The sequence below is a fragment of the Bartonella sp. AP7XZML genome, from assembly GCF_042195745.1.
Classification (GTDB): Bacteria; Pseudomonadota; Alphaproteobacteria; order Rhizobiales; family Rhizobiaceae; genus Bartonella.
Genome location: NZ_JBHIOT010000024.1, coordinates 13408 through 38464 on the forward strand (window position 1 = coordinate 13408; position 25057 = coordinate 38464).

Sequence of the window (25057 nt, forward strand, 5' to 3'; positions counted from 1 at the left end):
TATTGTGCTGTTTTTTTCTTTGAATATAAGTTTTTTACATTCAATGTTCATGATCCAATATACGAATAAAAGCCTATGAATTTTTTTTGTCAATCGCGCGCTTTTAAGCTTCTAAAAGGTAAGGAATGATGGAATGGATCACTGATCCCCATGCGTGGTTTGGTTTGATCACGCTGGTTTTTCTCGAAATTGTTTTAGGAATAGATAACCTTATCTTTATTGCAATTTTAGCTGAAAAATTGCCACTGCATTTGCGTGACCGCGCACGCTTTATAGGTCTTACTTTAGCATTAATTATGCGGCTTTTCCTTCTTACCGTTATTGGATGGGTTATGAGACTCGATAGGGTCATTCTTTCACTTTCATCTTTTGTATTTAGTTGGCATAGCTTTATTTTAATCGGTGGTGGAGCCTTTTTGCTCGCAAAGGGAACGCTAGAATTACATGAAAGGTTAGAAGGAGTATCACATGAAAGAAAAACAGGCGTTGGTTATGCTGTTTTTTGGCAAGTAATCGTCCAAGTCGTGGTGCTGGATGCCGTTTTTTCACTAGACAGTATTATTACCGCAACAGGTATGATTGCAAAAGAGCAGGCAGCAGTTATGTATATCGCAGTCATAGCTGCTATGGGAGTAATGATGTGCGGATCTGGTGCTCTTATGCGTTTTATTAATCGTCATCCCACTATTGTAATCCTTTGTCTTGGTTTTTTGATGATGATTGGTTTTACTCTCATTGTTGAAGGATTTGGTTTTCATATTCCAAAAGGGTATTTGTATGCTGCTATTGGTTTTTCTGTTCTCATCGAAGCTTTTAATCAAATTGGACGTCGTAACCGTGAAAAAATGATTAAAACGAATGATCTACGCAGTAGAACAGCTGATGCTGTTTTGAGGCTCTTAGGAGGAGGAAGCAAAGATAGTCACCTTGCTGAGACTGTAGATGTTATTGCTGAACAGGCCGCAGTTTCTGAGTTGTTTAGACCAGAAGAAAAGGAGATGATTCGTGGTGTTCTCGATTTAGCTGATCGCCCTGTTCGCTCTATCATGTCGCCGCGTAATGAAATTGAGTGGTTAGATTTAAATTCTGATGAAAATGAAATGCGTGAAGAATTACAAAAGGTTAAACATAGCCGCTTAATTCTTGCGCGTGAAAAAGTGGATGAATTTGTTGGCGTTGCGTTGACAAAAGATCTTCTTTTGAATTTGGCTGAGGGAAAAAAGATTAATTGGAAAAAAGCTATGCGAGAACCCCTCGTTGTTCATGAAAACACAAGTGTTTTACGATTGATGGAGCAATTACGTCATTCTTCGATTCAGCTTGCAATTATTGTTGATGAGCATGGATCTTTTGAAGGAATTGCAACACCAACCGATATTCTTGAAGCTATTGCAGGAGACTTTCCTGATGACGATGAAGAACTCATGATCGCAGAACAACTTGAAAATGGCAGTCTTCTTGTTGAGGGATATGCTGATATCCGCCGTTTAAGTGGTTATCTTGGGCGTAACCTTGTGGATGAAGCAGATCGTTATACGACTCTGGCAGGCTTTATGCTTTGGCAGTTTGGTCATTTACCAAATGAGGGAGAAAGCTTTGAAACTGATGGTTTACACTTTAAAGTGATTGAAATGGAACGCAGAAACATATCTAAAATCCTTATTTCTCCACTTGTATCACCAGAAAAAAGCTAATTCTTTTTATAAGCAAAATGAATAAAAAGATTTTTTTATGATTAAAAATTGAAAAGAATAAGCAGTTGATAACTCAATTGCATTTCATTATTTTTATATTTTTTTTAAGCGTAAAATAATGACATACAAAAGTTATATTATCAATGAACTTTCCATTATAAAAAATTTTCATTGATGATTGACGAAAAGCTGGGAGAGAGAAAATGGTGCAAAATTATTTGTCAATGGTCATTAATCTCAAAACAATGAATATATACAACATATTGATTTATAATAATTATTTATTACAATATTACCTTCACATCAAGAAAGCCTCTTTCAAACATCAGATTTCCGCCAATGGATAAAACTCCACCATTGTTGAGTTTACTCAACTGATGATGGCATCTTTAAACCAGACTCTGGCTCCTATAATCTTTTTAGATCTTCTTGATATTTCTTAAGGAGCTATTCCTTAGCTTTTGTTTCGATAAATTTAGCTATTTTTTCCTTCCAAGAATGAAACTCCACCTCTCTGGAAAGCTCTTATTAAGAACTTTGTTTTTCTTCCAGATGGTTCATATTTTTTACTACTTTCGCAATGAAAACGTAGCTGAGTTGCTTAGATTTGACTACTTCTTTGACTAAAAGCCAATGCACGTTCAAAATGAAGCTGTTGGGTATTTTCATCAAAGCCTAAATGATCCTCTGCACCGAAACTTTGATAATAAGATTGTAAGGTTGCAACATCACCCAATAAAGCCAGTGCACCAATATGAAGTAAGCTATAATCAGCATAGTCTACCTTGATAACCTTATGTACCTCCAACTTCATTCTTTCGCCAAGATGGTGCTCCATATCTGAAATAAAAGCATTTATGAAGATCAATTCTTTCTATCGCCTATTTCAAGACATAATCAAGCTTAATTCCAACCAATCTGCATATATTCCTTCTTCACAAACTCTCAACCCCTTTTTATAAAAATCAAGTTGTAGATCTTGTAAGTGCTGAGAATTGATAGGGATCAATTACCATACAGGCAGCAGCTAAAATACCAGTACTAATCGAAACTCCAACATCAAATTACGGATAACCTTTGATAATTGCGTCATTATAAAGAATTTGTACTTCACAATCTGGTAGTTGATAACGTGCTGAATAATTATCTACCTCTTTAATTTTTTCAACAGACCAATCAAGATTTTGAAGAGCACTGTTGCACTCTCCATGATTAAAAAATTCTTTGCTCTAGCTCAAAAGAGGTTTTATCCATATCAAAAGTCAAAAGCGAAGCAGATTTTTGCAAACAAAAGTGATAACGCCGTGTAAGAGAAGAATCTTATCAATAAGGCCTTTGGTGATTTCTTTTGTAACGTCTAAACGAGATGGAATCTTATTCATAAAAAAATATAATAAAGTCAATAGTTTGTGTGCAAATTATTTTATATGAATCCCATTTAAAATCTACACTTTTATACGTGATTTAATTAACCATTTTTCATAAACAATTACCATGTATGGATAGACCATAAAACGCATGTAAACATTCAAATGAAGTGAACGCAGCTATCATTCATAACAGTTCATAAATTTTATGATACGTTTTTATCACACACAAATCGCATTATTAAAAACGTAATCGTTTGAAATTATCGATAACATAAATTGCATGCGTTTTAAAAATGGTATGGGGTTTACTCTTTTTTGAGCTAAACCTTAAAGGAAATAATCATTTGAAACTATCATAGAATAGGTTTTAATTCATTAAGGGCACATAAAAGGATTTAAAAACAAGTCGATTTTAAAGCGCCGCTTACTAAAAAGTTAGTCAATAATAAGCAGACATTATATAGATACTATCATCACAACAGGTAATGAAATTGATAATGTTATGTCGTAGAAATCAAAAGATTTTTAATGATATAACGCAGGCAAACAAGCAAAAAACGTTTTAAAAGTTACAGTTTAAAAATACGAAACCAAATGAAATCCCCTCAAATTTGAGGATACTTATTAAGACAAAGATAAGTAGATAAATTTCAAAAGGATTGCAATCATATTACAAAGGCATGGTGTTTTACTCAATTTTGAGTCAAAAGCGACAATATTAAAGACTGCTCTACTCTAAAGTTAACGAGCTCAAATTTGGGCTGGTTAATTTTGCCAGCCCAAATATAGAGCGGCTTATTTGAAAAGAAGTTATGTTTAAATGCAAAGTGAAAATACGCTTATGAGAACCTCACTAAATGAACGTTTAAACGTTTAGAGACATAAAATGATATCTCTATAAATACGTTTGAAACCTAGATTTATAACAGTTTAAAAGCCTTAGATTTTATAAAAAGCGGTTGTTTATTGTCTTATGAAAAGCTGCTTTTAAAAACCAATGTTCGTAAATGTAAACAACGGGTTTTGTTACAAATATTCACTTAATACGCATTTTCTCTTGATTGTCTTGATATGAACCTACCAAGCGTTGAGACATTTTGATAATGTACTTTATGTCAAATGACCACTTCAAAAATGCGAGCGTTATTCTTAATACGCTTTATAGCCATACATAAAGTGTTTATAGGTTCTGTAATTCAAATGAGTGATTAAAGATCATATCTGTTATTTACGTTCCTTTTGATCAGTTTTAATCAATAGAATAGAGCGTTTGCAATGTGATACGTTTTGTATACATGCATTCATTATTGACTTCTTTTGTATGATCTGTAGTACCTCTATTTAAAAGCAGCGTCATATCAATTGGCACAGCTTTCTTTTATGATGCGTTTATAACCATCAAAGAAGCACCCTCCACGTCTGTCATTTATTCTGCTTATCAATCTTGATAACATCATCACTTTCATAAACCTCACAATTTATGGGAACCGAATATAAATCGCTATGTCTTTTTATTCTTGCATTGCCATATACATTACTTCTAATCACGATATAATCAGGAGATCTTGGCATTGCCATAAACAGAGCCGTAGACCTTAGTATGACACCCCACGCTAGCATTGCCGTAAACCTTGCCTAACAACCGCATGATCATAAACCGCGGCATTGCTATGAATACGTGCACTACCGGATAATTTTGCATTCCCATAAACCCGCGCTTAATGATAAACTCAAACGTTATAAGAAAGATGAGCATTGTCATAAACATGAACACCAAAATACACATGGGTTTTATCACATATAAGGGTATTGCCATACACATAGCCACCAATGGCAGCATTGCCATAGCCCCTTATATTTTCATAAACACAACCAGATTTTACAACACAGACATTATCAGCAACCCAGCAATTACCATCATGAGAGAGATTGCTTTCATTTTCAATAAAAGCATCTAGATCGCCTTTTTTTACATCACCAAAATCGTTTAAAGCACGAATGCGATAATATATATATATATATATATATATTACCAGTCACGAAATCCATTTGATTGATCTATTCATATTTTGGATGGTTTTTTCTGATTAACAGGAGCGGTTTCATTTGCAATGAAAGAAATAACGGAGGTGTTTTTTGATATAGTTATCATAATTAAACCTGTATGTTTTTAAAAGTTTTGAACAGACATTAAGCCAGCTCCAAACCAAATGTTTGTTGCATCAAGCGCTCTGTTCAAACTAATAATAACATATTCATTACCTAGTAGTAGAATACCAACTCCTACACCTGCATAAAGCGAAGCAATAACCCGCCCATATGGCTATGCTGCATGACCATAATAGAACCAAAAACCATCATTGCTACACTCGCAACACCAGCAGCAAAACGGATCAAAAGGACTAAGTGTTAACGCCATGAAAATAATTAAGTGCACTCATTACTATAGCTGCACAAGATAGTATGCGAGGAGCAAGAAATATAATCCCAATTCTGCCAAACGTAAAGAACATACTCCCAACTAAATAACCACCATAATTAGCGTTTAGTATATAAGAAAGTTGATTAAAAGTAAACAATCCCTCACCCAACATAACTGGCAATATTGGTGTATAGAGAAATCACCAGATACCCATATCAAAACCATATCGAATACAGCATTTTGAAACAATTCAAATCTTGACGGTTGTTTTTTCCCCCTTATTATTCCTTTAACTGGTGATATTCCTCATCTGCGTTCCATATCACCATAACGACCTTTAACTCCAAAAATAGAATAAAAGCAAATTTAGCTATCTATTTTAATGCTCAAAACAATATATTTAGCGATCTACTATCAACATCGCCAGATCAGTTGTACAATAACATATTGAATTAATATGTATTTTTATATTATAAATGTTTATAGTTAAATTGAAAGCACATTTAGATAATCTTGCTTTTTTATCTCGATGTTCAAAATGGCTAACCGAAAAATTATATACGCAGCCGTAAATTTTACTTCTCTTAAAATTATTTGCTTATTCGCTGCAAAACTTAATAAACAACTCGAATAACCATTTTCATAAAGAGGAAATTGGCTTCTTTTTAGGTAATATTGTTATTTGGGATGATATGAAGTTGAAGAATTTGGTGCACCCGACAGAATTCGAATCTGTGACCTCTGCCTTCGGAGGGCAGCGCTCTATCCAGCTGAGCTACGGGTGCTTCACACTGATTATTAAAATCAGTTATGGTCTTTTAACTAATCATACTCTTAGCTTCAATGCTAAATTATCATTCTAATAAAAAAATTACTCGTTTGTAGTTTATCTAACGACGCATTCCTTTTACTTTTTAATGATACTTTACCTTGAAATAACTTCTCTTTATTCAATGCTCTTTTTATTATAAAAAGAGCTTTTATTACAACTTCAAAACTCTCAAAAATAAGTTACAACATAAATTATAAGTATCAGGATAATTTTTAAATGGCTACATTACCAAGTCGCTTTCATTTTATTTCCGCAGAAACTGAGGAGGCTATCAAAGCTACCCATAAATTAATTTCCGTTTATGGTCATTCTTCTCTGGAAGAAACTGATATTGTTGTTGCAATCGGTGGTGATGGGACAATGTTACAAACCGTACGAGATGTCATGAACACAGGCAAACCTATTTATGGTATGAATCAAGGTTCTGTAGGGTTTCTTATGAATGAATTTCATGAAAAAAAATTGCCCAATCGTATTGCTGCCGCACATAAAAAAGAAATCCATCCCCTGCGCATGATTGCAAAATCTGAATGTCAAGATTCTATCGAGGCGCTTGCAATTAATGAAGTATCCCTCTTTCGGCAATCTTATCAAGCGGCAAAAATTCGCATCACCATTGATAACAACGTACGCATGGAACAATTAAGTTGTGATGGTGTCCTCGTCGCTACACCAGCTGGATCAACCGCCTATAATTTATCAGCACAAGGACCTATCTTACCTCTTATGGCTCCCCTTATGGCCCTCACTCCCGTTAGCCCTTTTCGCCCTCGGCGTTGGCATGGAGCTTTGCTTCCCGATACAGTAACAGTGCGCTTTGATATGCTTGAACCTGACAAACGCCCTGTAAACGCTGCTGCAGATAATATTGAAGTTAAATCTGTCCATTCAGTTACTATTTCAATGGCAACAGAAGTAACAGCTTCAATCCTTTTTGACTCAAATCATTCATGGGATGAGCGCATTTTATCAGAACAATTTCGCTATTAATGATTGTATTATGCGTTTTATATGTATATGATTGTTATAGTTAGTTTTTTTTGTGAAAACATCTTAACACTTTTAAAGAGTGTAGAATATTGGTTATAATCATCATTAGATAGCGCAGTTAAAATCACAGAGCAGTTGATAAAAAAATGATACCATCTTTAAACAGTTTTGATGATTTAGGTCTTTCCGCAAAGGTTATTAATGCGGTGAAATCAGCGGGGTATACAGCTCCGACACCTATTCAAAGTGAAACAATTCCGCATGTCCTTCAAAGAAAAGACGTTTTAGGAATCGCCCAAACGGGAACAGGTAAAACCGCCTCTTTCGTATTGCCTATGCTCACTCTCCTTGAAAAAGGTCGTGCAAGAGCACGAATGCCCCGTACACTCATCTTAGAACCAACAAGAGAAATTGCAGCTCAAGTTGAAGAAAATTTTGATAAATACGGAATAAATCATCGTTTAAATGTTGCTCTTTTGATTGGTGGAGTTTCTTTTGAACTCCAAGATCGCAAACTTGAACGGGGAGCTGATGTTCTTATAGCAACACCAGGGCGCCTTCTTGATCATTGCGAGCGCGGTAAACTGCTCCTGATGGGCGTTGAAATCCTTGTGATTGATGAAGCTGATCGCATGTTGGATATGGGCTTTATTCCTGATATTGAACGCATCTGTAAGCTAACCCCTTTTACGCGTCAAACTTTGTTCTTTTCTGCAACAATGGCGCCAGAAATTACAAAACTAACGAAACAATTTTTACATTCTCCTGTATCTGTTGAAGTTACAAAAGCATCCTCAACAGCTACCACAATTACACAACGGCTTGTCAAATCTGGAAATAAATCATGGGATAAAAGAGCGGTTTTACGAGAGCTTATCCAAAATGAAGGTGCAGAGCTTCAAAATGCAATCATTTTCTGTAATCGAAAGAGAGATATCTCTGAACTTTTTAGATCGCTCATCAAACATAACTTTAATGTAGGGGCACTTCATGGAGATATGGACCAATATTCGCGCATGAACACCCTAGCTGATTTTAAAAATAATAAACTTACACTTCTTGTTGCTTCTGATGTTGCTGCCCGTGGACTCGATATTCCAGCTGTAAGTCATGTATTTAACTATGATGTTCCTACACATGCTGAAGACTATATCCATCGAATTGGTCGTACAGGGCGTGCAAATCGCAGCGGAAAAGCTTTTACAATTGTCACAAAAGCTGATCAAAAATATATCAATGCCATCGAAGAAATGAGTAATGAAAAAATTGAATGGCTCAATGGAGATCTCTCAACTTTAATAGCCGATGATCAAACAGAAGATATTGTTGTAAAGAAAAAATCTTCAAAACCATCAAAGAAAACTGCTCCAAAAGAGACTGTTGCTCACACTAAAAAATCTGTAGAAGAGAATAAAACAGAATATATCAAAAATGCAAATAATAAGGAGAAGCCATCTGAGCAACAACGCTCACGAAAAAATAAGAATTACACGCCCATTGGATTTGGTGATGATATTCCTGCTTTCATGCTTATAAAAACGTGTAAATAAACCCGTTCTTTACTCTCTTTAAGAGTGAAATGAACGAAATACTTTTAAAAAATCCGCTCTTATTTCCTAGAGAGCCTTTCCGTTACCTTTTCACGCCCTAAAAGCTGCAAAATTTTTCCCATTTCAGGTCCATGATCCATGCCCGTAAGTGCCTGACGTAATGGCATAAATAAAGCTTTTCCTTTTCGACCTGTTTTTTCTTTTAATGCTGTTGTCCAAATTTTCCAACTTTCCTCATTCAAAGCACCTTCAGGTAAGAAATCGAGTGATTGGTGCACAAAAGCACGATCCTCTAGTGCTACTGTATCAAAATTCTGTTCATCATGAATGATTTTCCACCAAAAAACAGCTTCATTGACTTTATTAATATTGCTTCTTATCGCGTTCCAGAAATATTCCGCCTTATCTCCCTCAATAGAAAGTTTTTTAAGGCGCATTTTTACTTCCTCATAGGTTAACTCATGGACAAGATGACTATTCAAAGCAAGAAGATCAGCAATATCAAATTTTGCAACGGATATTGACGTATCTTGGAGATTAAAATGCTCTAAAAGCGCAGCTTGATTGGGATAGGGACGCACATTTTGCGATGTCCCAATCAAAACGGCAAGGCATTGAACAGCTATAGATTCAAATCCTTCTTCCCGTAGAGAACGAATAGAAAGATCATTATTACGTTTTGAAAATCCTTTTCCTAAAACTGTCGCCAATAAATTGGTATGAGCAAAAACCGGTAATTCTGCATTAAGAGCTTTAAAAAGAGCAATTTGAGCGCCTGTATTTGTAATATGATCATCCCCACGAATAATATGCGTAATAGCCATATCTACATCATCAACAATAGACGGCAATGTATAAAGATAGGTTCCATCTTCACGAATAAGAACAGGATCTGAAAGAGAAGCTAAATCAATCGTCTGCTTTCCCTTTATTGCATCATTCCAGCAAACTTCTGTTCGCTTTGTGTGTAAAGGATCACTTTCAAAATTAGGAAGAAGAAAACGCCAATGGGGTTTACGACCTTGTGATTCAAAGTTTTTTCTCTCTTCTGTTGTCAACTTCAATGCTGCACGGTCATAAACAGGAGGCAATTTGCGTGAAAGCTGGATTTTACGACGCCGCTCTAATTCCTCTGTTGTCTCATAACAAGGATAAAGAAGGCCACGTTGTTTGAGAATTTCTGCCACTTCATCATATCGATTAAATCGCTTGGATTGGTAATAAATTGCATCTGGTTGAATACCAAGCCATTCAAGGTCAACAGCAATAGCATCGATATATTCTTGTTTAGAACGTTCAATATCTGTATCATCATAGCGTAAAATAAATTCTCCCTTATACGCTTGCGCATAAAGCCAGTTGAAAAGCGCAATACGGATATTGCCAATATGAATATAACCTGTTGGAGAGGGAGCAAAACGAACTTTAACCATAAAATAATACTCAATTTTTATCGCGAAAATGATTGACTATAGGATAGCGACGATCGCGTCCGAAATTTTTGTAACTGATTTTTACACCAGGCGCAGATTGACGCCTTTTATATTCGGCACCATAAAGAAGCTGTTCAACTTTCGCAACAGTTTCTCGTGAATGTCCACGTTTAACAATATCACAAATACTCATGTCATTTTCTACAAGAGATTGTAATATATCATCTAAAATAGGATAAGGCGGAAGAGAATCTTCATCTTTTTGATTTTCCCGCAGCTCTGCAGAGGGTGCTTTTTCTATAATATTGGATGGAATGATCATTCCTTCTGGTCCTCTCAAATTGTGCAAGTGATTTTTATTGCGCCACTCTGCTAATGCATAAACCTGCATTTTATAAATATCTTTAAGAGGATTAAACCCGCCATTCATATCCCCATACAGTGTTGTATATCCCACAGCCATTTCTGACTTATTGCCTGTCGTTACCACCATTGAGCCGAATTTATTTGAAAGCGCCATTAAAAGTGTACCGCGTATACGACTTTGAAGATTTTCCTCTGTGACGTCAGAGGGTAACCCTGAAAAAACAGGTGCCATTGTCTTTAAAAAAGCCTCAACAGGTTGTGCAATCGGTATGATTTCATAACGACATCCCAAAAGATCAGCACATTCTTTGGCATCTTTTAATGATTCTTGCGAAGTATAATGATAGGGCATCATAATGGTGCGAACCCTCTCAGCACCAAGAGCATCCACCGCCATTGCCGTACACAGGGCTGAATCAATTCCTCCTGAAAGACCAAGAATAACATCCTTAAAGCCGTTTTTATTAACGTAATCTTTCAACCCCAAAACACAAGCTTGATAATCAGCCGCTAATCCATTGAGAAGACTTTCATTAGGACCTGAAATACAGTGCCATCCCGTCGTTGTTTTTTGCCAATGGCTTAAAGCAATATGGCTATCAAAGTGTTTCATTTGAAATATCTTTTTGCCTTGTCCATTCAAGGCAAAAGACCCACCATCAAAAACGAGCTCATCTTGACCACCTACTTGATTAGCGTAGATAATTGGCACTCCAGATTGTAGAGCCTGTGTATGAACAACGTCTATACGTTTTAATGTTTTATTACGATAATAAGGAGATCCGTTAAGGACAAGAATAATTTCCGCTCCTTTATCTTTAAGCTCTGTACTAAGAGAGGAATCATTCCAAAGATCCTCACAAATGACTATTCCTAATTTAATTCCATGATAGACAATAGGCTGAGGACGTGGACCTGAAGAAAATAAACGCTTTTCATCAAATTCAGCATAATTAGGTAAATCAAACTTCAAACATTCGGCAATGACTCTCCCTTCATCAAGAACCATGACAGCGTTGTAAATATTACCATTGCGCCTTAATGGAAGACCAATGACAATTCCTGGTCCGCCTACGGTTATCTTTGCTAATTTCTCAACAGTCTCTTCACATGTTTTTGTAAAAGCAGGTTTTAGAACAAGATCTTCCGGCGGATAAGCACTTATAAAAAGTTCCGTGAATAAAACAAGATCAGCCCCCTCTTCTTTGGCCTTTTGATGCGCCATGACAGCTAAAGAAAAATTCCCCTCAATATCACCGACAATAGGATTTAATTGGGCAATTGATACCCGAAAATCATTTTTCATAAGCCTTTGTATCATTTCATCAGTTTAGCAACCACAACTTTATTCTTCATCATCGGAAACATCATTTTTTAAAATTCTTTTCTGCCATAATGACCTAAAAATATTAGGCAAATTTTTGCCTACCCCCCAGCAGCAATTGCTAACGAGTCAGTCACGCGATTTTTTTTAAGGAGTTCAGCAACAAGAAAAGCCAATTCTAACGCTTGATCTGCATTTAACCGTGGATCACATTGCGTATGATAACGATCAGATAAATCGTCCACAGAAATGGCGTGCGCCCCTCCTGTACATTCAGTAACATCACGACCTGTCATCTCAATATGAATGCCTCCTGGATAAGTTCCCTCTCCACGATGCACTGCAAAAAAATTCTCTACTTCTTTTAAAACATAATCAAAAGGACGCGTCTTATAACCATTGGCAGTAATTGTATTGCCATGCATTGGATCACATGACCATATAACCGCACGCCTCTCGCGTTCAACGGCACGGATGAGTTTAGGCAGATAACTTTCAACTTTATCATAACCAAAGCGCGTAATGAGAGTAAGCCGCCCCAACTCGTTTTCAGGATTTAAAATATCAATTAATTTTAAAAGCTCATCAGGCTCAATGGAAGGACCACATTTTAATCCTATAGGATTCTTAATGCCGCGACAATATTCAACGTGAGCATGGTCAATCTGACGCGTACGGTCACCAATCCATAACATATGACCAGATGTTGCATACCAATTTCCTGAAGTTGAATCAATCCGAGTCAAAGCCTCTTCATAACCAAGCAACAGTGCTTCATGACTGGTATAAAAAGATGTTTCACGCAATGAAGAATGTGTTTTGGATGTAATCCCTATAGAACGCATAAAATCAATTGCTTCAGAAATACGCTCTGCCAATAATTCATAACGTTCTCCCTGCGGACTGTTAGAAACAAAACTCAACATCCATGTGTGAACATTTTCTAAATTAGCATAGCCACCTTGTGAAAAAGCACGCAATAGATTAAGTGTTGCCGCAGATTGGCGATAAGCCATAGACATCCGTTGCGGATCTGGAATACGAGAACCGGCTTCAAATTCAATGCCATTAATAATATCCCCACGATAAGCAGGAAATTCAACTCCCTCTTTTCTTTCAATATCAGAAGAGCGAGGCTTTGCAAATTGACCAGCAATACGACCAATTTTAACAACCGGTTTAGAACTACCAAAGGTCAAAACAATCGCCATTTGCAAAAATACACGAAAAAAATCACGAATATTATCAGCTTCATGTTCTGCAAAGCTTTCGGCACAATCACCACCTTGCAATAAAAAAGCTTGGCCTTTCGCAACGGCTGCTAATTCATTTTTTAAATCACGTGCTTCACCGGCAAAAACTAAAGGAGGATACCTTCTCAGTTTTCGCTCAACATCTTCTAACATAGACTTATCCGGATAAGTCGGAACTTGTTTAATTGGCCTTGTTCTCCAAGTGTCAGGCGCCCATTCTTTTATCATTACACTCTCTCTAAAGATTAATCTTACAGATTAGCATATCAAAAGCTTTTTACCGCAATATATGCTGTTTAACTTTCTATTTTCTTCCCATTTTCATATATATAACTTGGTTTATACATCGTTACCAATTCTTCTGCCATCGTTGGATGCACTGCCATCGTCTCGTCAAAGATATCCTTCGTCAGCTTACCCTTGAGAGATATCCCTATAAGCTGAGCCATCTCACCAGCATTTTCCCCTAAAATATGAGCGCCCACAACAATACGGCTTTCACCATCAACAATGAGTTTCATAAGCATTTTCTCTGAACTACCAGAAAGAACATTACGCATAGGACGAAAAACTGTACGATAAATTTCAAGACGCTTATAACGCTTTACCGCCTCCTCTTCTGAAAGACCAACCGTTCCAATCTCTGGCTGTGAAAAAACTGCTGTTGTAATTAAATCATAATCAGGTGTTGTTGGAATATTTTCAAATGCTGTCTTAACAAAACACATTGCATCATGAATCGCAACGGGTGTTAATTGAATATGACCTGTTACATCACCAACAGCCCAAATATGGGGGATATTTGTTGTCATTTTCTCATCAACAACAACTGCACCAAATTCATTCACCTTAACACCTGCCCGCTCAAGTCTTAAACCCGTTGTATTTGGTACACGCCCCGTAGCCAACATAATCTGATCGGCTCTGATTATTTTCCCATTTGATAAAACAACTTCATAACAATTTTCTGCAGCCTGCACTTTAGAAATTGTTATGCCATAGAGAATAGAAATCCCTTTTTCAATCATTGCATCGCTGAGCAATTGCCGCAAATCATGATCAAAATTACGAAGGATTAAATCACCACGATGAAGGAGTGTTGTTTTTACACCTAATTCATGAAAAATATTAGCAAATTCAACACCAATATACCCTCCACCAACAATCACTATTGATTTTGGGAGTTGATTAAGGTCAAAAATCTCATTAGAAGTAAGGCAAAATTCACCGCCTTCTATGGACGTATTTGGTGCAAGTTTTGCCCCTGTTGCAATCAAAATTTTTTCTGCACTTACCCGCTCACCCGTGGCAGAAAGCTCTAATGTGTGATCATCTATAAAAGTAGCACGACTTTCATAAATATGCACATTGTTATTTTCTAATCCCTTACGATACAACCCTTCTAACCTTGATATTTCTTTATTTTTAGCTGCAACCAACTTTTCCCAACTAAAAATTGGATCCGCATATTCCCACCCAAAACCAACACTTTTCTTAAATTCTTTTACATATTGTGATGCATAAACATAAAGTTTTTTGGGAACGCAACCACGAATAACACAAGTGCCCCCTATACGATATTCCTCTGCTATAGCGACCCGCTTGCCAAGACCTCCAGCAAGCCGTGCTGCACGCACTCCACCAGAACCACTTCCAATAACAAATAAATCAAAGTCAAAAGAGCCCACGAATTATTCCTTCTTATACATCTGCAAGAGTAGGCTAAGATCTTTTATTATCAAATGAAAGTCTTTTTTTCTTTTGAAGAAGCCTTTTTTATAAAGCAGTATTCTAAAAAGACTTATTCTCATTAAAATATTTAAAACGGCGGGAAAACCGCCGCTATTAAAAAAATCAGAAATTGCCCATTGTTGTCATGATATCGATCAAGCTATTTTTTATTTTCTGAAGATTCTGATTTTATAGGCATATTTGTAGGCATAGTAGAATTATTCAAATTAAGTGTTTCAGACATCTCTTTTTTCACATTTTCTACAAGATCCCGCATAAGAGCAGTACGCCATATATCAAATGCTGAATAAGAATCACGTGCAATATTGGGGACTTCTGTCAAAAACTTTTTACCGGTATCAGAATTATAAAATGTTGTTATCGCATCAAGCTCTTTTTGAGTAAAATATTTTGCATATACGTGAGCAATCTCTTTTTCTAGATCAGAGCGCCTTTTAATTAAAGCAAGCGCCTGCTTATCAACAATATCAGAAATAGCTGTTGCCAAATTCGGATCATCGCTAATCAGTTCATTTTTGAAATCATGGACCGCATTTGGTAAAAAGCTATCAAATTGATCCGTTGCATGAATAGCTCTGATTGCCTTTCGCGCTGAATCTAAATGTTGATCACTCACACCTTGTGCATAAGCCATGCCAACATTCACAACAAAAATAGCAATTGCACTAAAATATACGACAAAACGCTGAAAAGAAAATATTATTTTCATTTAATGATTACCCCGATCGCTAATTATAATTTTAATTCGTTATTCTACCTAAAGTTTTTAAGACCCTTTTTTACTGTGCTAATATATCATCATGTAAATGCCTTTTCTAAAAATCAAACGGTTCTAAAACTTTTATTTGACCATCAGCCATAGCGACAATTGCACGTGAAGCCAACCCCAAAAAAAGGCCATGCTCAACAACACCAGGAATAGCAAAAAGTGCATCCGATAATGGTTTTGGTTGCAAAATGCAGCCCCAAAATGCATCAAGAATAAAATGGCCACCATCTGTTTCAAAAGGATTTTTTCCATTCATTCGCAATGCAATTTTTCCAGAAAGCCCTAAATCATCAGCGACTTTTTCAATGGCTCTGCATGTTGTGTGGATACCAAATGGATTAACTTCAATTGGTAGTGCAAAAGCACCAAGTCTTTTTACCACCTTTGTTTCATCCGCAATGACAAGCATTGCACGAGATGCCGACGCTACAATTTTTTCATACAACAATGCTCCCCCTCCCCCTTTAATGAGCATCATCTCAGGACCAATTTCATCTGCTCCGTCAATATCAAGGTCCAGCTCAGGTATTTGTTCTAAAGTGCTAACAGGCACTCCAAACTTATGACAGAGTTGTTCAGAATATTTTGAAGTAGCAACACCAGTCACACGCAAACCATCCGCAACACGCTCACCTAGAAGACGAATAAATTCATTGACTGTCGAACCAGATCCGATACCAAGCCGCATACCATCTTCAACAAACTCAAGCGCTTTAATAGCTGCCATTTTTTTTAACTGCTGAACATTCATGAATGACTTTGCCTTCTATCCGTATAAGCAGCATTTATCACCCCTATTACCACCGATAATAATGATAATAAAAGATAACCTCTTGACGCAATCTATTTAAATTGACCATCATCTCTTGCTTGAAGAGATGTTACTCGTTATAGAAATATATGATAAGAATAAAATAGAATAATCAACAATTATCTTTTTTATTTCTTTGAGAATATTTGTTAGCATTTTTCTCTTTCAATAAGAATTTTTGATTTATTTTGTGCTATCAATAGGATGCACAAAGATGCACATATCAATTTTTTTGAAAAAATTAAAATGATCAGATATAAAAAATCATCTATTTCTAGAAAACTGTAGATTATTATCTCGTTTCAATGACGTTGATAAACTTACCAATTTAAATACCGTAAAATATTATGAGAAAAGTCTTCTGTTATTTTTTGTTTTGTCATTATCCAAATGTGAAGCAAAATATGACTGATTATATGTTTTTATGAATGCTGTCTGTGCATATTCCATGGTCTATGAAACCCTAGCGAAGACCAAATAATATCTCCACCTTTGGTCATCATAACGCTTCCTCGTGATAACAATTGTTGAGGTATAAATACTATTTTTGCCTTCTTGTAACAAGTTGGATTATGCATCACAAATGTCTGAATGAGAATATCTGCCTCTACACATTGATCTGTTTCTCTCTGTAAAACGATCACTTTTAATCCATTATCCAATAAAGATGTACATACATGATAATCACAAATAAATTGTCCGTGTAACGAAGGACCATATTTTGTTGGTTTAATCGTTTCATTCACACGAAATGACTTTTTCCATATGGATGTCGTGAACTTAGAAATATGGTAACGATCAATATATAATTTTTTATCATGAATAACGCCCACGAGGCGCATATTATCTGCTATAATCAGTTGTACAGGTGAATGCAATACACAAATAGAAATACCTGCCAAAATAAACAAACTAAAAAAGAGCCGGATGGGTGTTTTGCAAAAAGTCAGTCCAACCAAGCCTATGCTCAATAAAACTAACGCTGATAACGGCATAAAGCCAGGATTCAAATCAGGAGAAATAGCCTTGATAGCATGTGCAATCTTTATTACAAGATCAACTCCAAAACCCATAATTTGAAGAGGAAGCCATTCGAATCCTCCTAACATTGCAAGAACTGCGATTAATCCAAAGGGAATGACAAAAATTGAGATGACAGGCAAAGCAAAGGCATTACTGATAATGCTCAAAGATGCCATATTAGAAAAATGATAAGCAGCATAAATTCCACTTGCACTCCCTGCAACAAAGGAAGAAGCACATGTTGAAAGAATCGATAAGAAAACAAAATTTATCACTCCCCCTCCAACATAAGAGGGAGTTGTTTTTCTTTTACGAAAAAATGATCTTCCACTCCACCAATCAAAAAAAGCGATCAAAGCAGCAGTCGCAGAAAAGGACATTTGAAAGCTAGGACCTAATATTTCATGGGGTGTCATCGCCAGAGTTATCAACCCTGCAATGGAAAAATTACGCATTGTTATAGCAGAGCGATTACACAATATAGCAACCAACATAACAGCAATCATCACAAAACTTCTTTGCGCTGATATTGCTAAGCCCGACAATAACAAATAAAAAGCTGTTATCATAAAAGCAACGATAGCAGCAAATTTTTTACTGGAATAATAGGAAGAAAAAACTGGAAAAAATGCTAAAAAACTACGGATACTCAAAAGAACTATGCCGCTTAACAACGCCATATGTAAACCTGATATTGATAAAATATGAGCTAATCCAGCTGTACGTAATGCTTCATTTGTCTCATTTGAAATACCAGCACGCTGCCCTGTTATGAGGGCAGCTGCAACACTCCCCTTTTCTCCTTCAAGGGCTATACGGATTCTTTGTGTCATCTTCGTGCGTAAATTTTCAATTTTCTGTAGAATGATAGCGAATATTCCATCAGGCTGCGAAACGGATATTTTTCTTGGTTTTCCTAAATAAACGCCTTGTGCTCCAATTCTTTTAAAATAATTATGAAAACTAAAATCGTAGCCTCCTGGACGCACCGGCCCAGAGAATGCACGAATCTTAACTTTTCCATGCAATCCATCACCAATCGCTAAGCCAGATGGCAAATATCTTGCCGATAAACGAACACGATGAAGACTATGGCGTAATAAGGGATTTTCTGTATTCAAAATATCCAAAACTAAACGAAATCCTCCTTTGGCACCTGACTCAATAGAAACAATTCTTCCCGTCAATGTAGTGACAATGTCACTGCTTAGCATGGGTGTTGCAATACGCCACGTTTCTATTTTTGCCGCTAAAACACCCAATATAATACAAAACAGAAACCCCACGGGAATCCATATTTTTCGATAAAAACGTGCAATATAGAATATTCCCAGAAAAATACTGACCAACGCCCCCAATTGTCCCCAACTTGGTTCCCACTCTAAATGAAAATAGAAAATGATTCCTAGGGCAAAAAAAACTAAAATCAGCGAAAAAAGGATACCAAAAGAAACTTCTTTATTAATACAATCTTCTAACCATTTGCGAAAAAAAATGATTACTTCTTTTAAGAGTGTCAATAAAAAAAGTTTTTGTTGATTATAGCTACCGTTCTTTGCATCATCATACCTAGAAAAAACACTCTGCCCTATCTGACATGGCTTTTTTCTTTCTGTAACAGATTTTTCGGATAAACCCTCTTTACTTTTATAAAACATCAGTCCCCCACTTTAACTCGCAATACGGCTATTGCACGCCCCATCACTTATGCTAACATGACTTTTCTATAAAATTCCATAAGTAATATCTTAGTTTAAAGGAAAATATTCGTGTCTGTTATTACTCGTTTTGCCCCTTCACCCACTGGCTTCCTTCACATTGGTGGTGCTCGTACTGCTCTTTTTAATTGGCTTTATGCAAAACATACCGGTGGAAAAATGCTTTTACGAATTGAAGATACAGACCGAGAGCGTTCAACAGAAGCAGCTGTAAAGGCTATTATAGATGGCTTGCACTGGATGGGTCTTAGTTATGATGGCGCCCCTATTTCGCAATTCGAACGTGCAGAACGTCACCGCCAAATCGCTGAACAGTTGGTCAAGAATGGCAAAGCATATTATTGTTATGCTTCACCTGAGGAGTTAGCTGAAATGCGTGAAAAAGCCCGTACAGAAAGGCGCCCACCCCGTTATGATGGACGTTGGCGGGACCGTGACAGTTCTGAAGCTCCTAAAGGTGTTAAGCCTGTTATTCGCATCAAAGCCCCTCAAGATGGAGAAACGATCATACATGACCGTGTTCAAGGTGAAGTCCGTTTTCCTAATAAAGATCTCGATGACTTTATTATTTTACGTTCTGATGGTTCGCCTACCTATATGCATGCTGTTGTCGTTGATGATCATGATATGGGCATCACACATATTATACGTGGTGACGATCATCTTACCAACGCAGCCCGACAAACGATTATCTTTAAAGCAATGGGATGGGACATTCCTGTTATGGCCCATATTCCTCTTATCCATGGTGAAAACGGTGCAAAATTATCAAAGCGACATGGTGCGCTCGGTGTTGATGCCTACCGAACAATGGGATATCTTCCTGCTGCTTTGCGCAATTACCTTGTCCGTTTAGGTTGGAGTCATGGTGATGACGAACTGATGTCACTTAAAGATATGATTTCTTGGTTTGATATTGAGGATATTAACAAAGGTGCTGCTCGTTTTGATCTCAAAAAACTCGATTCCATCAACGGACACTATATGCGTATGAGTAATGATCAAGAACTTTTTGATGCCGCTCTTAATATTCTACCAGAAACCGATAGGGGAGCACAAATTATTGAAAGACTTGATGAAAAACGCCGTGTTCAATTTTTAAAAGCAATCCCGCATTTGAAAGAACGTTCAAAAACACTGTGCGAACTGATTGACAATGCCTCCTTCATTTTTACGCAACGACCTTTACAACTTGATGAAAAAGCTCAAATACTCTTAGATAAAAATGGACGAACCATTTTAAACGATCTTTATCTTGCTCTGAAAGCTTGCCCCTCTTGGGATACAAAAACTCTAGATGAAACACTTCGCTCTTGTGTACAAACACAGAATCTCAAATTTGGATCTATCGCCCAACCACTTCGCGCAGCTCTTACAGGATGTGCAACATCACCAGGTGTTTTGGATGTTCTTATTTTATTAGGACGCGATGAATCCCTTCATCGCATCAAGGACCAACTTATCACAACAATATGCCCATGATGGACACTGAGTATATTTCCTCAAATAAGGGTCTATACAGATATCTCAACGTGCCCTAAAAGAGTTTTTTATGTTATATCATTGAAATACATTTCTTATTGAGTAATAATGATCAATAAGGAAATATTTTTAGATTGCATGTACTCACTTTTAGAGGCAATCTACCCTTAAATAAGTAAGAAAAGCTTCAGTTATACATCCCCCACTCTGATGAAGCAGAGTCTTAATTTTTAGAAGTGAAGGATCTGAAAGGAATACCGAATGTCTGAGAATAACGCATATATTATTGTAAATGATAAAAAAGTAGAGCTTCCCTTGCGTAAAGGCACGAGTGGACCTGAAGTCATTGAAATTGCTTCTCTCTATAAAAAAACCGATATTTTTACTTATGATCCTGGTTTTACTTCAACAGCTTCTTGTGAATCAAAAATTACTTATATCGATGGTGATAAAGGCATATTGCTTTATCGTGGTTATCCTATTGATCAATTGGCTGAAAAAGGAGACTTTCTCGAAAGTTGTTATCTTTTACTTTATGGTGAACTCCCAACACAGCAAGAAAAAAATGAATTTGATCGATGTATTATGCAGCATACCATGGTCCACGAACAATTTGCACGCTTCTTCCATGGCTTCCGTCGTGATTCTCATCCTATGGCCGTCATGGTTGCCTGCCTTGGCGCTATGTCTGCGTTCTATCACGACTCTATTGATATTACAGATCCTCACCAGAGAATGATTGCTTCTGTTCGTCTTATCTCAAAAGTTCCAACGCTTGCTGCTATGGCCTATAAATACAGTATTGGACAAGCATTTGTTTATCCACGTAATGATCTTAGTTATGCTGCAAATTTCCTCCATATGTGCTTTGCTGTTCCTTGTGAAGAATATAAAACAAACCCTGTGCTTGCTCGGGCGATGGATCAAATATTTACCCTTCATGCAGATCATGAACAAAATGCTTCTACATCTACGGTACGTCTTGCTGGATCCTCAGGTGCTAATCCGTTTGCCTGTATTGCAGCAGGTGTTGCATGCCTTTGGGGACCAGCACATGGTGGTGCCAATGAAGCATGCCTAAAAATGCTACAAGAAATAGGTTCTATTAAAAGAATTCCTGAATTTATTGCACGTGCAAAAGATAAAAATGATCCTTTCCGCCTTATGGGCTTTGGGCACCGTGTCTATAAAAATTATGATCCACGTGCAAAAATCATGCAAAAAACCTGTCATGAAGTTTTAAAAGAACTCAACATTCAAGATGACCCTCTTCTTGATATTGCAATAGAGCTTGAAAAAATTGCCTTAAGTGATGAATATTTTATTGAGAAAAAGCTTTATCCCAATGTTGATTTCTATTCCGGCATTACATTAAAAGCTCTAGGTTTTCCAACTGAAATGTTTACTGTCCTTTTTGCATTGGCGCGCAGTGTCGGGTGGGTGGCACAATGGAAAGAAATGATTGAAGACCCTGCACAAAAAATTGGTCGTCCTCGACAACTCTACACAGGCTATGCTATGCGTGACTATGTTCCTATAGATGAACGTGCAAATTAAAAAAAGAAATCAATAAAGCTTCAATTTACTGAAGCTTTATTGAGAGTAATCAAAAAACATCCTTTAAAAATTTTTATAAAACGTGATTTTAAAACTCTTTCTACAGAGATAACATCATCATAAAAATTTACTAAAAAATTCTAAGTTTTAGCTCTGTAAAGAAATTGAGAATACTCTTCTGCAAATTAGCCAAACATTTAGCAAAAAGAAATTGAAAATTTTACCTTATAATCCTCATTATCTTTAATGGAAATGTATTCCCTATCATTCCCCCATGTTTAAAAGCCTTATTACATATTAAAATCTAGCAATGTCAGAATTTTTCTTTCTATCTTCTTCAGATAAAATTGCAAAAAGCTTACATTAAGTGCTTCTCTAATTAGAATAAAAACACTTTTACATTTTGTCCTGTTAAAAGCTGAAATTTTCTTTGTATTTAAGTTGATAGTTTTTCTTTTAAAGATAAATTATTGATTTTTAAATAAAATTATTAAAAATTACCCTATAATCAATAAGAGGTGACTTTCTTTCCTGTATTTTTTATTCCCATACTTGATAAAAAGAAATTATTTTTTTGATAATGATATTCAGCATAATGATAGCAAAATGAACATAGATAAATTTTTTACATTGCTCCAAAAGAGCTTACAGATTATAAAAATTCATGATGGTTTCATATTTGCCAGCTTATCTAATAGGAGAACATAATGAAATTATTAGCAGGAGCTCTTATAATAAGCGCGACACTGTTTACCCTATCGGCCAATTCTCAAACGCTGAAAATTGCAAGCGATTCTTCTTATCCGCCATTTAGTTATATTGACTCAAATAACAAACTGCAAGGGTTTGATATTGATATATCTTATGCGCTTTGTAAAAAAATGAATGTTGAATGTACTATTGTCACACAAGACTTTGAGGGGATGATTCCCGGTCTTCTTGCCAAAAAATATGATGCTATCGTTTCTTCCCTCTCTCCTACAAAAGAGCGCTTACAAAAAATTGATTTTACAGATCCTTACTACAATACAGCACTCGCTGTTATCGTTACCAAAAATTCGGAAATTAAAGAAATCTCAACACAAGCCTTTAGAGGTAAAAACCTTGGTGTACAATCAAGTACAACACAAGCTGCATATGCGGAAGATCATTATGCCTCTGAAGGAGTTAATATCAAACTTTATCCTACAGCAACAGAAGTTAATCGTGATCTTTTAAGCCATCGGCTTGATATCATCATCTTTGATAAATTAAAAGCATTAAATTGGCTTGAAAATGAAGGAAAAGACTGCTGTCTCCTCTTGGGAACTCTAGAAGAAACAAATTTTCCTATTGCAATTGCACTCCGTCAAAATAATAATGATCTTAAAAACAGTTTTAATAAAGCAATAGAAGAAATCCGCGCCGATGGAACCTATGAGAAAATTATGAGAAAATATTTTACTTTCGATATCAATTAGATAGCACTATGAATTAAAACTCAATCTGTATATTTAAGGGGTATCTTTAACTCTTTATTGGACATGCAGGTATAATTGGAAATTCGGCATTTTTATAAGAAAATTTACATTTATCAAAATAACTTTTAATTGCTCCTTGAGATCTAAACATTTTGTAGAATCTAATGACAACAATAAGGTTGTATTTTTATCGTATCAAAATCTAATTTTTTCTTTATGTTCAAATTGAATAGCCTTATTTTCAAAAAAAATCTCAGTTTTGACTCATGAAATGATTCAAATCAATCATTTCGTGAAAATTAAGCTATCATACAAGCAATAAAATATTTATTCTTTTTTTATCAATAATGCCCAACATAATGATCTAAAATAAACATCAATAAATTTTTGAATTGCTCCCAAAAAGCTTACAGATTATAAAAACATAATGATTTCATATTGCCCGCTTATCCAATAGGAGAACATCATGAAACTATTAGCAGGAGCTCTTATAATAAGCGCCGTACTATTCACCCAATTGGCTGATGCGAAAACATTAAAAATTGCGAGTGAAGGCACCTATCCTCCCTTCAGTTATATTGACTCAAATAATAAATTGCAGGGACTTGATATTGATATATCTTATGCACTTTGTAAAAAAATGAATGTTGAGTGTACTATTGTTACACAAGACTTCGAGGGAATGATCCCTGGACTTATTGCAAAAAAATATGATGCTATCATTGCTTCCCTCTCTCTCACACAAGAGCGCTTACAAAAAATTGACTTTACAGATCCTTACTACGATACAGCACTGGCTGTTATTGTTACCAAAGCTTCGGGAATTAAAGAAATCTCGACAAAAGACTTTAGAGGTAAAAATCTTGGTGTGCAATCAAATACAACACAAGCTTTCTATGCAGAAGATCATTTTGCCTCTGAAGAGGTGAAAATAAAACTCTATCCTTCCACAATAGAAGTGAATCGTGATCTTTTAAATCATCGACTTGATGTGATTATTGTTGATAAATTACAAGCATTAAATTGGCTTAAAAATGAAGGAAAAGATTGTTGTCTCCTCTTGGGAACTCTAGAAGAAACAAGATTTCCTGTTGCAATTGCAGTCCGTCAAAATAATAATGATCTTAAAAATAAGTTCAATGAAGCAATAAAAGAAATCCGTTTGGATGGAACTTATGAAAAAATTATGAGAAAATATTTTACAAGTGATGTTTATTAAATATCAATATGATATTTTAATGAAACCCGTTG

18 protein-coding genes and 1 tRNA gene are annotated in these 25057 nt (G+C 36.0%); 7 read left to right on the plus strand and 12 right to left on the minus strand.

All coding sequences use genetic code 11. The features are described from left to right. Positions 1-125 precede the first annotated feature (125 nt). Positions 126-1694 carry a TerC family protein gene (locus tag ACFILT_RS02710; RefSeq protein ID WP_375678404.1) on the plus strand — a complete coding sequence of 523 codons (1569 nt, stop codon included), beginning with the start codon at positions 126-128 and terminating at the stop codon, positions 1692-1694. A gap of 601 nt (positions 1695-2295) precedes the next feature. Here ACFILT_RS02710 and ACFILT_RS02715 read toward each other — a convergent pair. From ACFILT_RS02715 to ACFILT_RS02735, 5 genes are all read right to left on the minus strand, one after another. Continuing rightward, complete coding sequence (locus tag ACFILT_RS02715) at positions 2296-2508, minus strand: DUF6990 domain-containing protein (protein ID WP_375679533.1); 213 nt, start codon at positions 2506-2508, stop codon at positions 2296-2298. A gap of 2111 nt (positions 2509-4619) precedes the next feature. Then, entirely contained in the window at positions 4620-4826 is a 207-nt protein-coding gene (locus tag ACFILT_RS02720; RefSeq protein ID WP_375620801.1) for a hypothetical protein, read from the minus strand. A 408-nt stretch (positions 4827-5234) separates the two neighbouring features. Next, a complete protein-coding gene (locus ACFILT_RS02725) occupies positions 5235-5372 on the minus strand; it encodes a hypothetical protein (protein WP_375678426.1) in 138 nt (45 codons plus the stop codon). A 94-nt stretch (positions 5373-5466) separates the two neighbouring features. Then, positions 5467-5658 carry a hypothetical protein gene (locus ACFILT_RS02730; protein ID WP_375678406.1) on the minus strand — a complete coding sequence of 64 codons (192 nt, stop codon included), beginning with the start codon at positions 5656-5658 and terminating at the stop codon, positions 5467-5469. A 536-nt stretch (positions 5659-6194) separates the two neighbouring features. Further along, a tRNA-Arg gene (locus tag ACFILT_RS02735) sits at positions 6195-6271 on the minus strand. 263 nt (positions 6272-6534) lie between these two features. On the opposite strand from ACFILT_RS02735, the gene ACFILT_RS02740 reads away from it, so the two are divergent. Together ACFILT_RS02740 and ACFILT_RS02745 are read left to right on the plus strand one after the other, a co-directional pair. Continuing rightward, on the plus strand, positions 6535-7308 hold the full coding sequence (locus ACFILT_RS02740; RefSeq protein WP_375612145.1) for an NAD kinase: 774 nt from the start codon (positions 6535-6537) through the stop codon (positions 7306-7308). Between the two features lie 146 nt (positions 7309-7454). Then, a complete protein-coding gene (locus tag ACFILT_RS02745) occupies positions 7455-8858 on the plus strand; it encodes a DEAD/DEAH box helicase (protein WP_375620798.1) in 1404 nt (467 codons plus the stop codon). 59 nt (positions 8859-8917) lie between these two features. Here the strand turns inward: ACFILT_RS02745 and gltX (ACFILT_RS02750) are convergent, their stop codons facing one another. From gltX (ACFILT_RS02750) to ACFILT_RS02780, 7 genes are all read right to left on the minus strand, one after another. Then, a complete protein-coding gene (gene gltX / locus ACFILT_RS02750; protein WP_375678407.1) occupies positions 8918-10291 on the minus strand; it encodes a glutamate--tRNA ligase in 1374 nt (457 codons plus the stop codon). Between the two features lie 10 nt (positions 10292-10301). Further along, positions 10302-11963, minus strand: a complete 1662-nt coding sequence (locus ACFILT_RS02755; RefSeq protein ID WP_375679534.1) for an NAD+ synthase — start codon at positions 11961-11963, stop codon at positions 10302-10304. A gap of 119 nt (positions 11964-12082) precedes the next feature. Then, complete coding sequence (locus ACFILT_RS02760; protein ID WP_375653083.1) at positions 12083-13462, minus strand: class II 3-deoxy-7-phosphoheptulonate synthase; 1380 nt, start codon at positions 13460-13462, stop codon at positions 12083-12085. 68 nt (positions 13463-13530) lie between these two features. Further along, the gene (gene gor / locus ACFILT_RS02765; protein ID WP_375620794.1) at positions 13531-14922 is read right to left on the minus strand and encodes a glutathione-disulfide reductase; all 1392 of its coding nucleotides are present in this window, start codon (positions 14920-14922) and stop codon (positions 13531-13533) included. A gap of 203 nt (positions 14923-15125) precedes the next feature. Next, complete coding sequence (locus tag ACFILT_RS02770) at positions 15126-15695, minus strand: DUF2059 domain-containing protein (RefSeq protein ID WP_375612140.1); 570 nt, start codon at positions 15693-15695, stop codon at positions 15126-15128. Positions 15696-15801: 106 nt separating this feature from the next. Continuing rightward, positions 15802-16506 carry a ribose-5-phosphate isomerase RpiA gene (gene rpiA / locus ACFILT_RS02775; RefSeq protein WP_375679535.1) on the minus strand — a complete coding sequence of 235 codons (705 nt, stop codon included), beginning with the start codon at positions 16504-16506 and terminating at the stop codon, positions 15802-15804. Positions 16507-16988: 482 nt separating this feature from the next. Further along, positions 16989-19247, minus strand: coding sequence for a ComEC/Rec2 family competence protein (locus tag ACFILT_RS02780; RefSeq protein WP_375679536.1), 2259 nt, complete (start codon positions 19245-19247; stop codon positions 16989-16991). 111 nt (positions 19248-19358) lie between these two features. Here ACFILT_RS02780 and gltX (ACFILT_RS02785) point away from each other — a divergent pair, with 111 nt between their 5' ends. From gltX (ACFILT_RS02785) to ACFILT_RS02800, 4 genes are all read left to right on the plus strand, one after another. Beyond that, on the plus strand, positions 19359-20789 hold the full coding sequence (gene gltX, locus ACFILT_RS02785) for a glutamate--tRNA ligase (protein ID WP_375679537.1): 1431 nt from the start codon (positions 19359-19361) through the stop codon (positions 20787-20789). Between the two features lie 261 nt (positions 20790-21050). Beyond that, positions 21051-22346, plus strand: coding sequence for a citrate synthase (gltA, locus tag ACFILT_RS02790; RefSeq protein WP_375618359.1), 1296 nt, complete (start codon positions 21051-21053; stop codon positions 22344-22346). Positions 22347-23053: 707 nt separating this feature from the next. Beyond that, entirely contained in the window at positions 23054-23806 is a 753-nt protein-coding gene (locus tag ACFILT_RS02795; RefSeq protein WP_375678414.1) for a transporter substrate-binding domain-containing protein, read from the plus strand. A gap of 466 nt (positions 23807-24272) precedes the next feature. Beyond that, complete coding sequence (locus tag ACFILT_RS02800) at positions 24273-25025, plus strand: transporter substrate-binding domain-containing protein (protein WP_375679538.1); 753 nt, start codon at positions 24273-24275, stop codon at positions 25023-25025. The last annotated feature ends 32 nt before the right edge of the window (positions 25026-25057 follow it).

What these genes read in the sequence shown, in the direction of transcription:
- ACFILT_RS02755 (WP_375679534.1), bottom strand. Translation starts at nt 11,963, where the DNA reads ATGAAAAATGATTTTCGGGTATCAATTGCCCAATTAAATCCTATTGTC.
- ACFILT_RS02800 (WP_375679538.1), top strand. Translation starts at nt 24,273, where the DNA reads ATGAAACTATTAGCAGGAGCTCTTATAATAAGCGCCGTACTATTCACC.
- rpiA (WP_375679535.1), bottom strand. Translation starts at nt 16,506, where the DNA reads ATGAATGTTCAGCAGTTAAAAAAAATGGCAGCTATTAAAGCGCTTGAG.
- gltX (WP_375678407.1), bottom strand. Translation starts at nt 10,291, where the DNA reads ATGGTTAAAGTTCGTTTTGCTCCCTCTCCAACAGGTTATATTCATATT.
- ACFILT_RS02710 (WP_375678404.1), top strand. Translation starts at nt 126, where the DNA reads ATGATGGAATGGATCACTGATCCCCATGCGTGGTTTGGTTTGATCACG.
- ACFILT_RS02715 (WP_375679533.1), bottom strand. Translation starts at nt 2,508, where the DNA reads ATGAAGTTGGAGGTACATAAGGTTATCAAGGTAGACTATGCTGATTAT.
- ACFILT_RS02770 (WP_375612140.1), bottom strand. Translation starts at nt 15,695, where the DNA reads ATGAAAATAATATTTTCTTTTCAGCGTTTTGTCGTATATTTTAGTGCA.
- ACFILT_RS02720 (WP_375620801.1), bottom strand. Translation starts at nt 4,826, where the DNA reads ATGACAATGCTCATCTTTCTTATAACGTTTGAGTTTATCATTAAGCGC.
- ACFILT_RS02730 (WP_375678406.1), bottom strand. Translation starts at nt 5,658, where the DNA reads ATGTTGGGTGAGGGATTGTTTACTTTTAATCAACTTTCTTATATACTA.
- ACFILT_RS02760 (WP_375653083.1), bottom strand. Translation starts at nt 13,462, where the DNA reads ATGATAAAAGAATGGGCGCCTGACACTTGGAGAACAAGGCCAATTAAA.
- gltA (WP_375618359.1), top strand. Translation starts at nt 21,051, where the DNA reads ATGTCTGAGAATAACGCATATATTATTGTAAATGATAAAAAAGTAGAG.
- ACFILT_RS02745 (WP_375620798.1), top strand. Translation starts at nt 7,455, where the DNA reads ATGATACCATCTTTAAACAGTTTTGATGATTTAGGTCTTTCCGCAAAG.
- ACFILT_RS02740 (WP_375612145.1), top strand. Translation starts at nt 6,535, where the DNA reads ATGGCTACATTACCAAGTCGCTTTCATTTTATTTCCGCAGAAACTGAG.
- ACFILT_RS02795 (WP_375678414.1), top strand. Translation starts at nt 23,054, where the DNA reads ATGAAATTATTAGCAGGAGCTCTTATAATAAGCGCGACACTGTTTACC.
- ACFILT_RS02780 (WP_375679536.1), bottom strand. Translation starts at nt 19,247, where the DNA reads ATGTTTTATAAAAGTAAAGAGGGTTTATCCGAAAAATCTGTTACAGAA.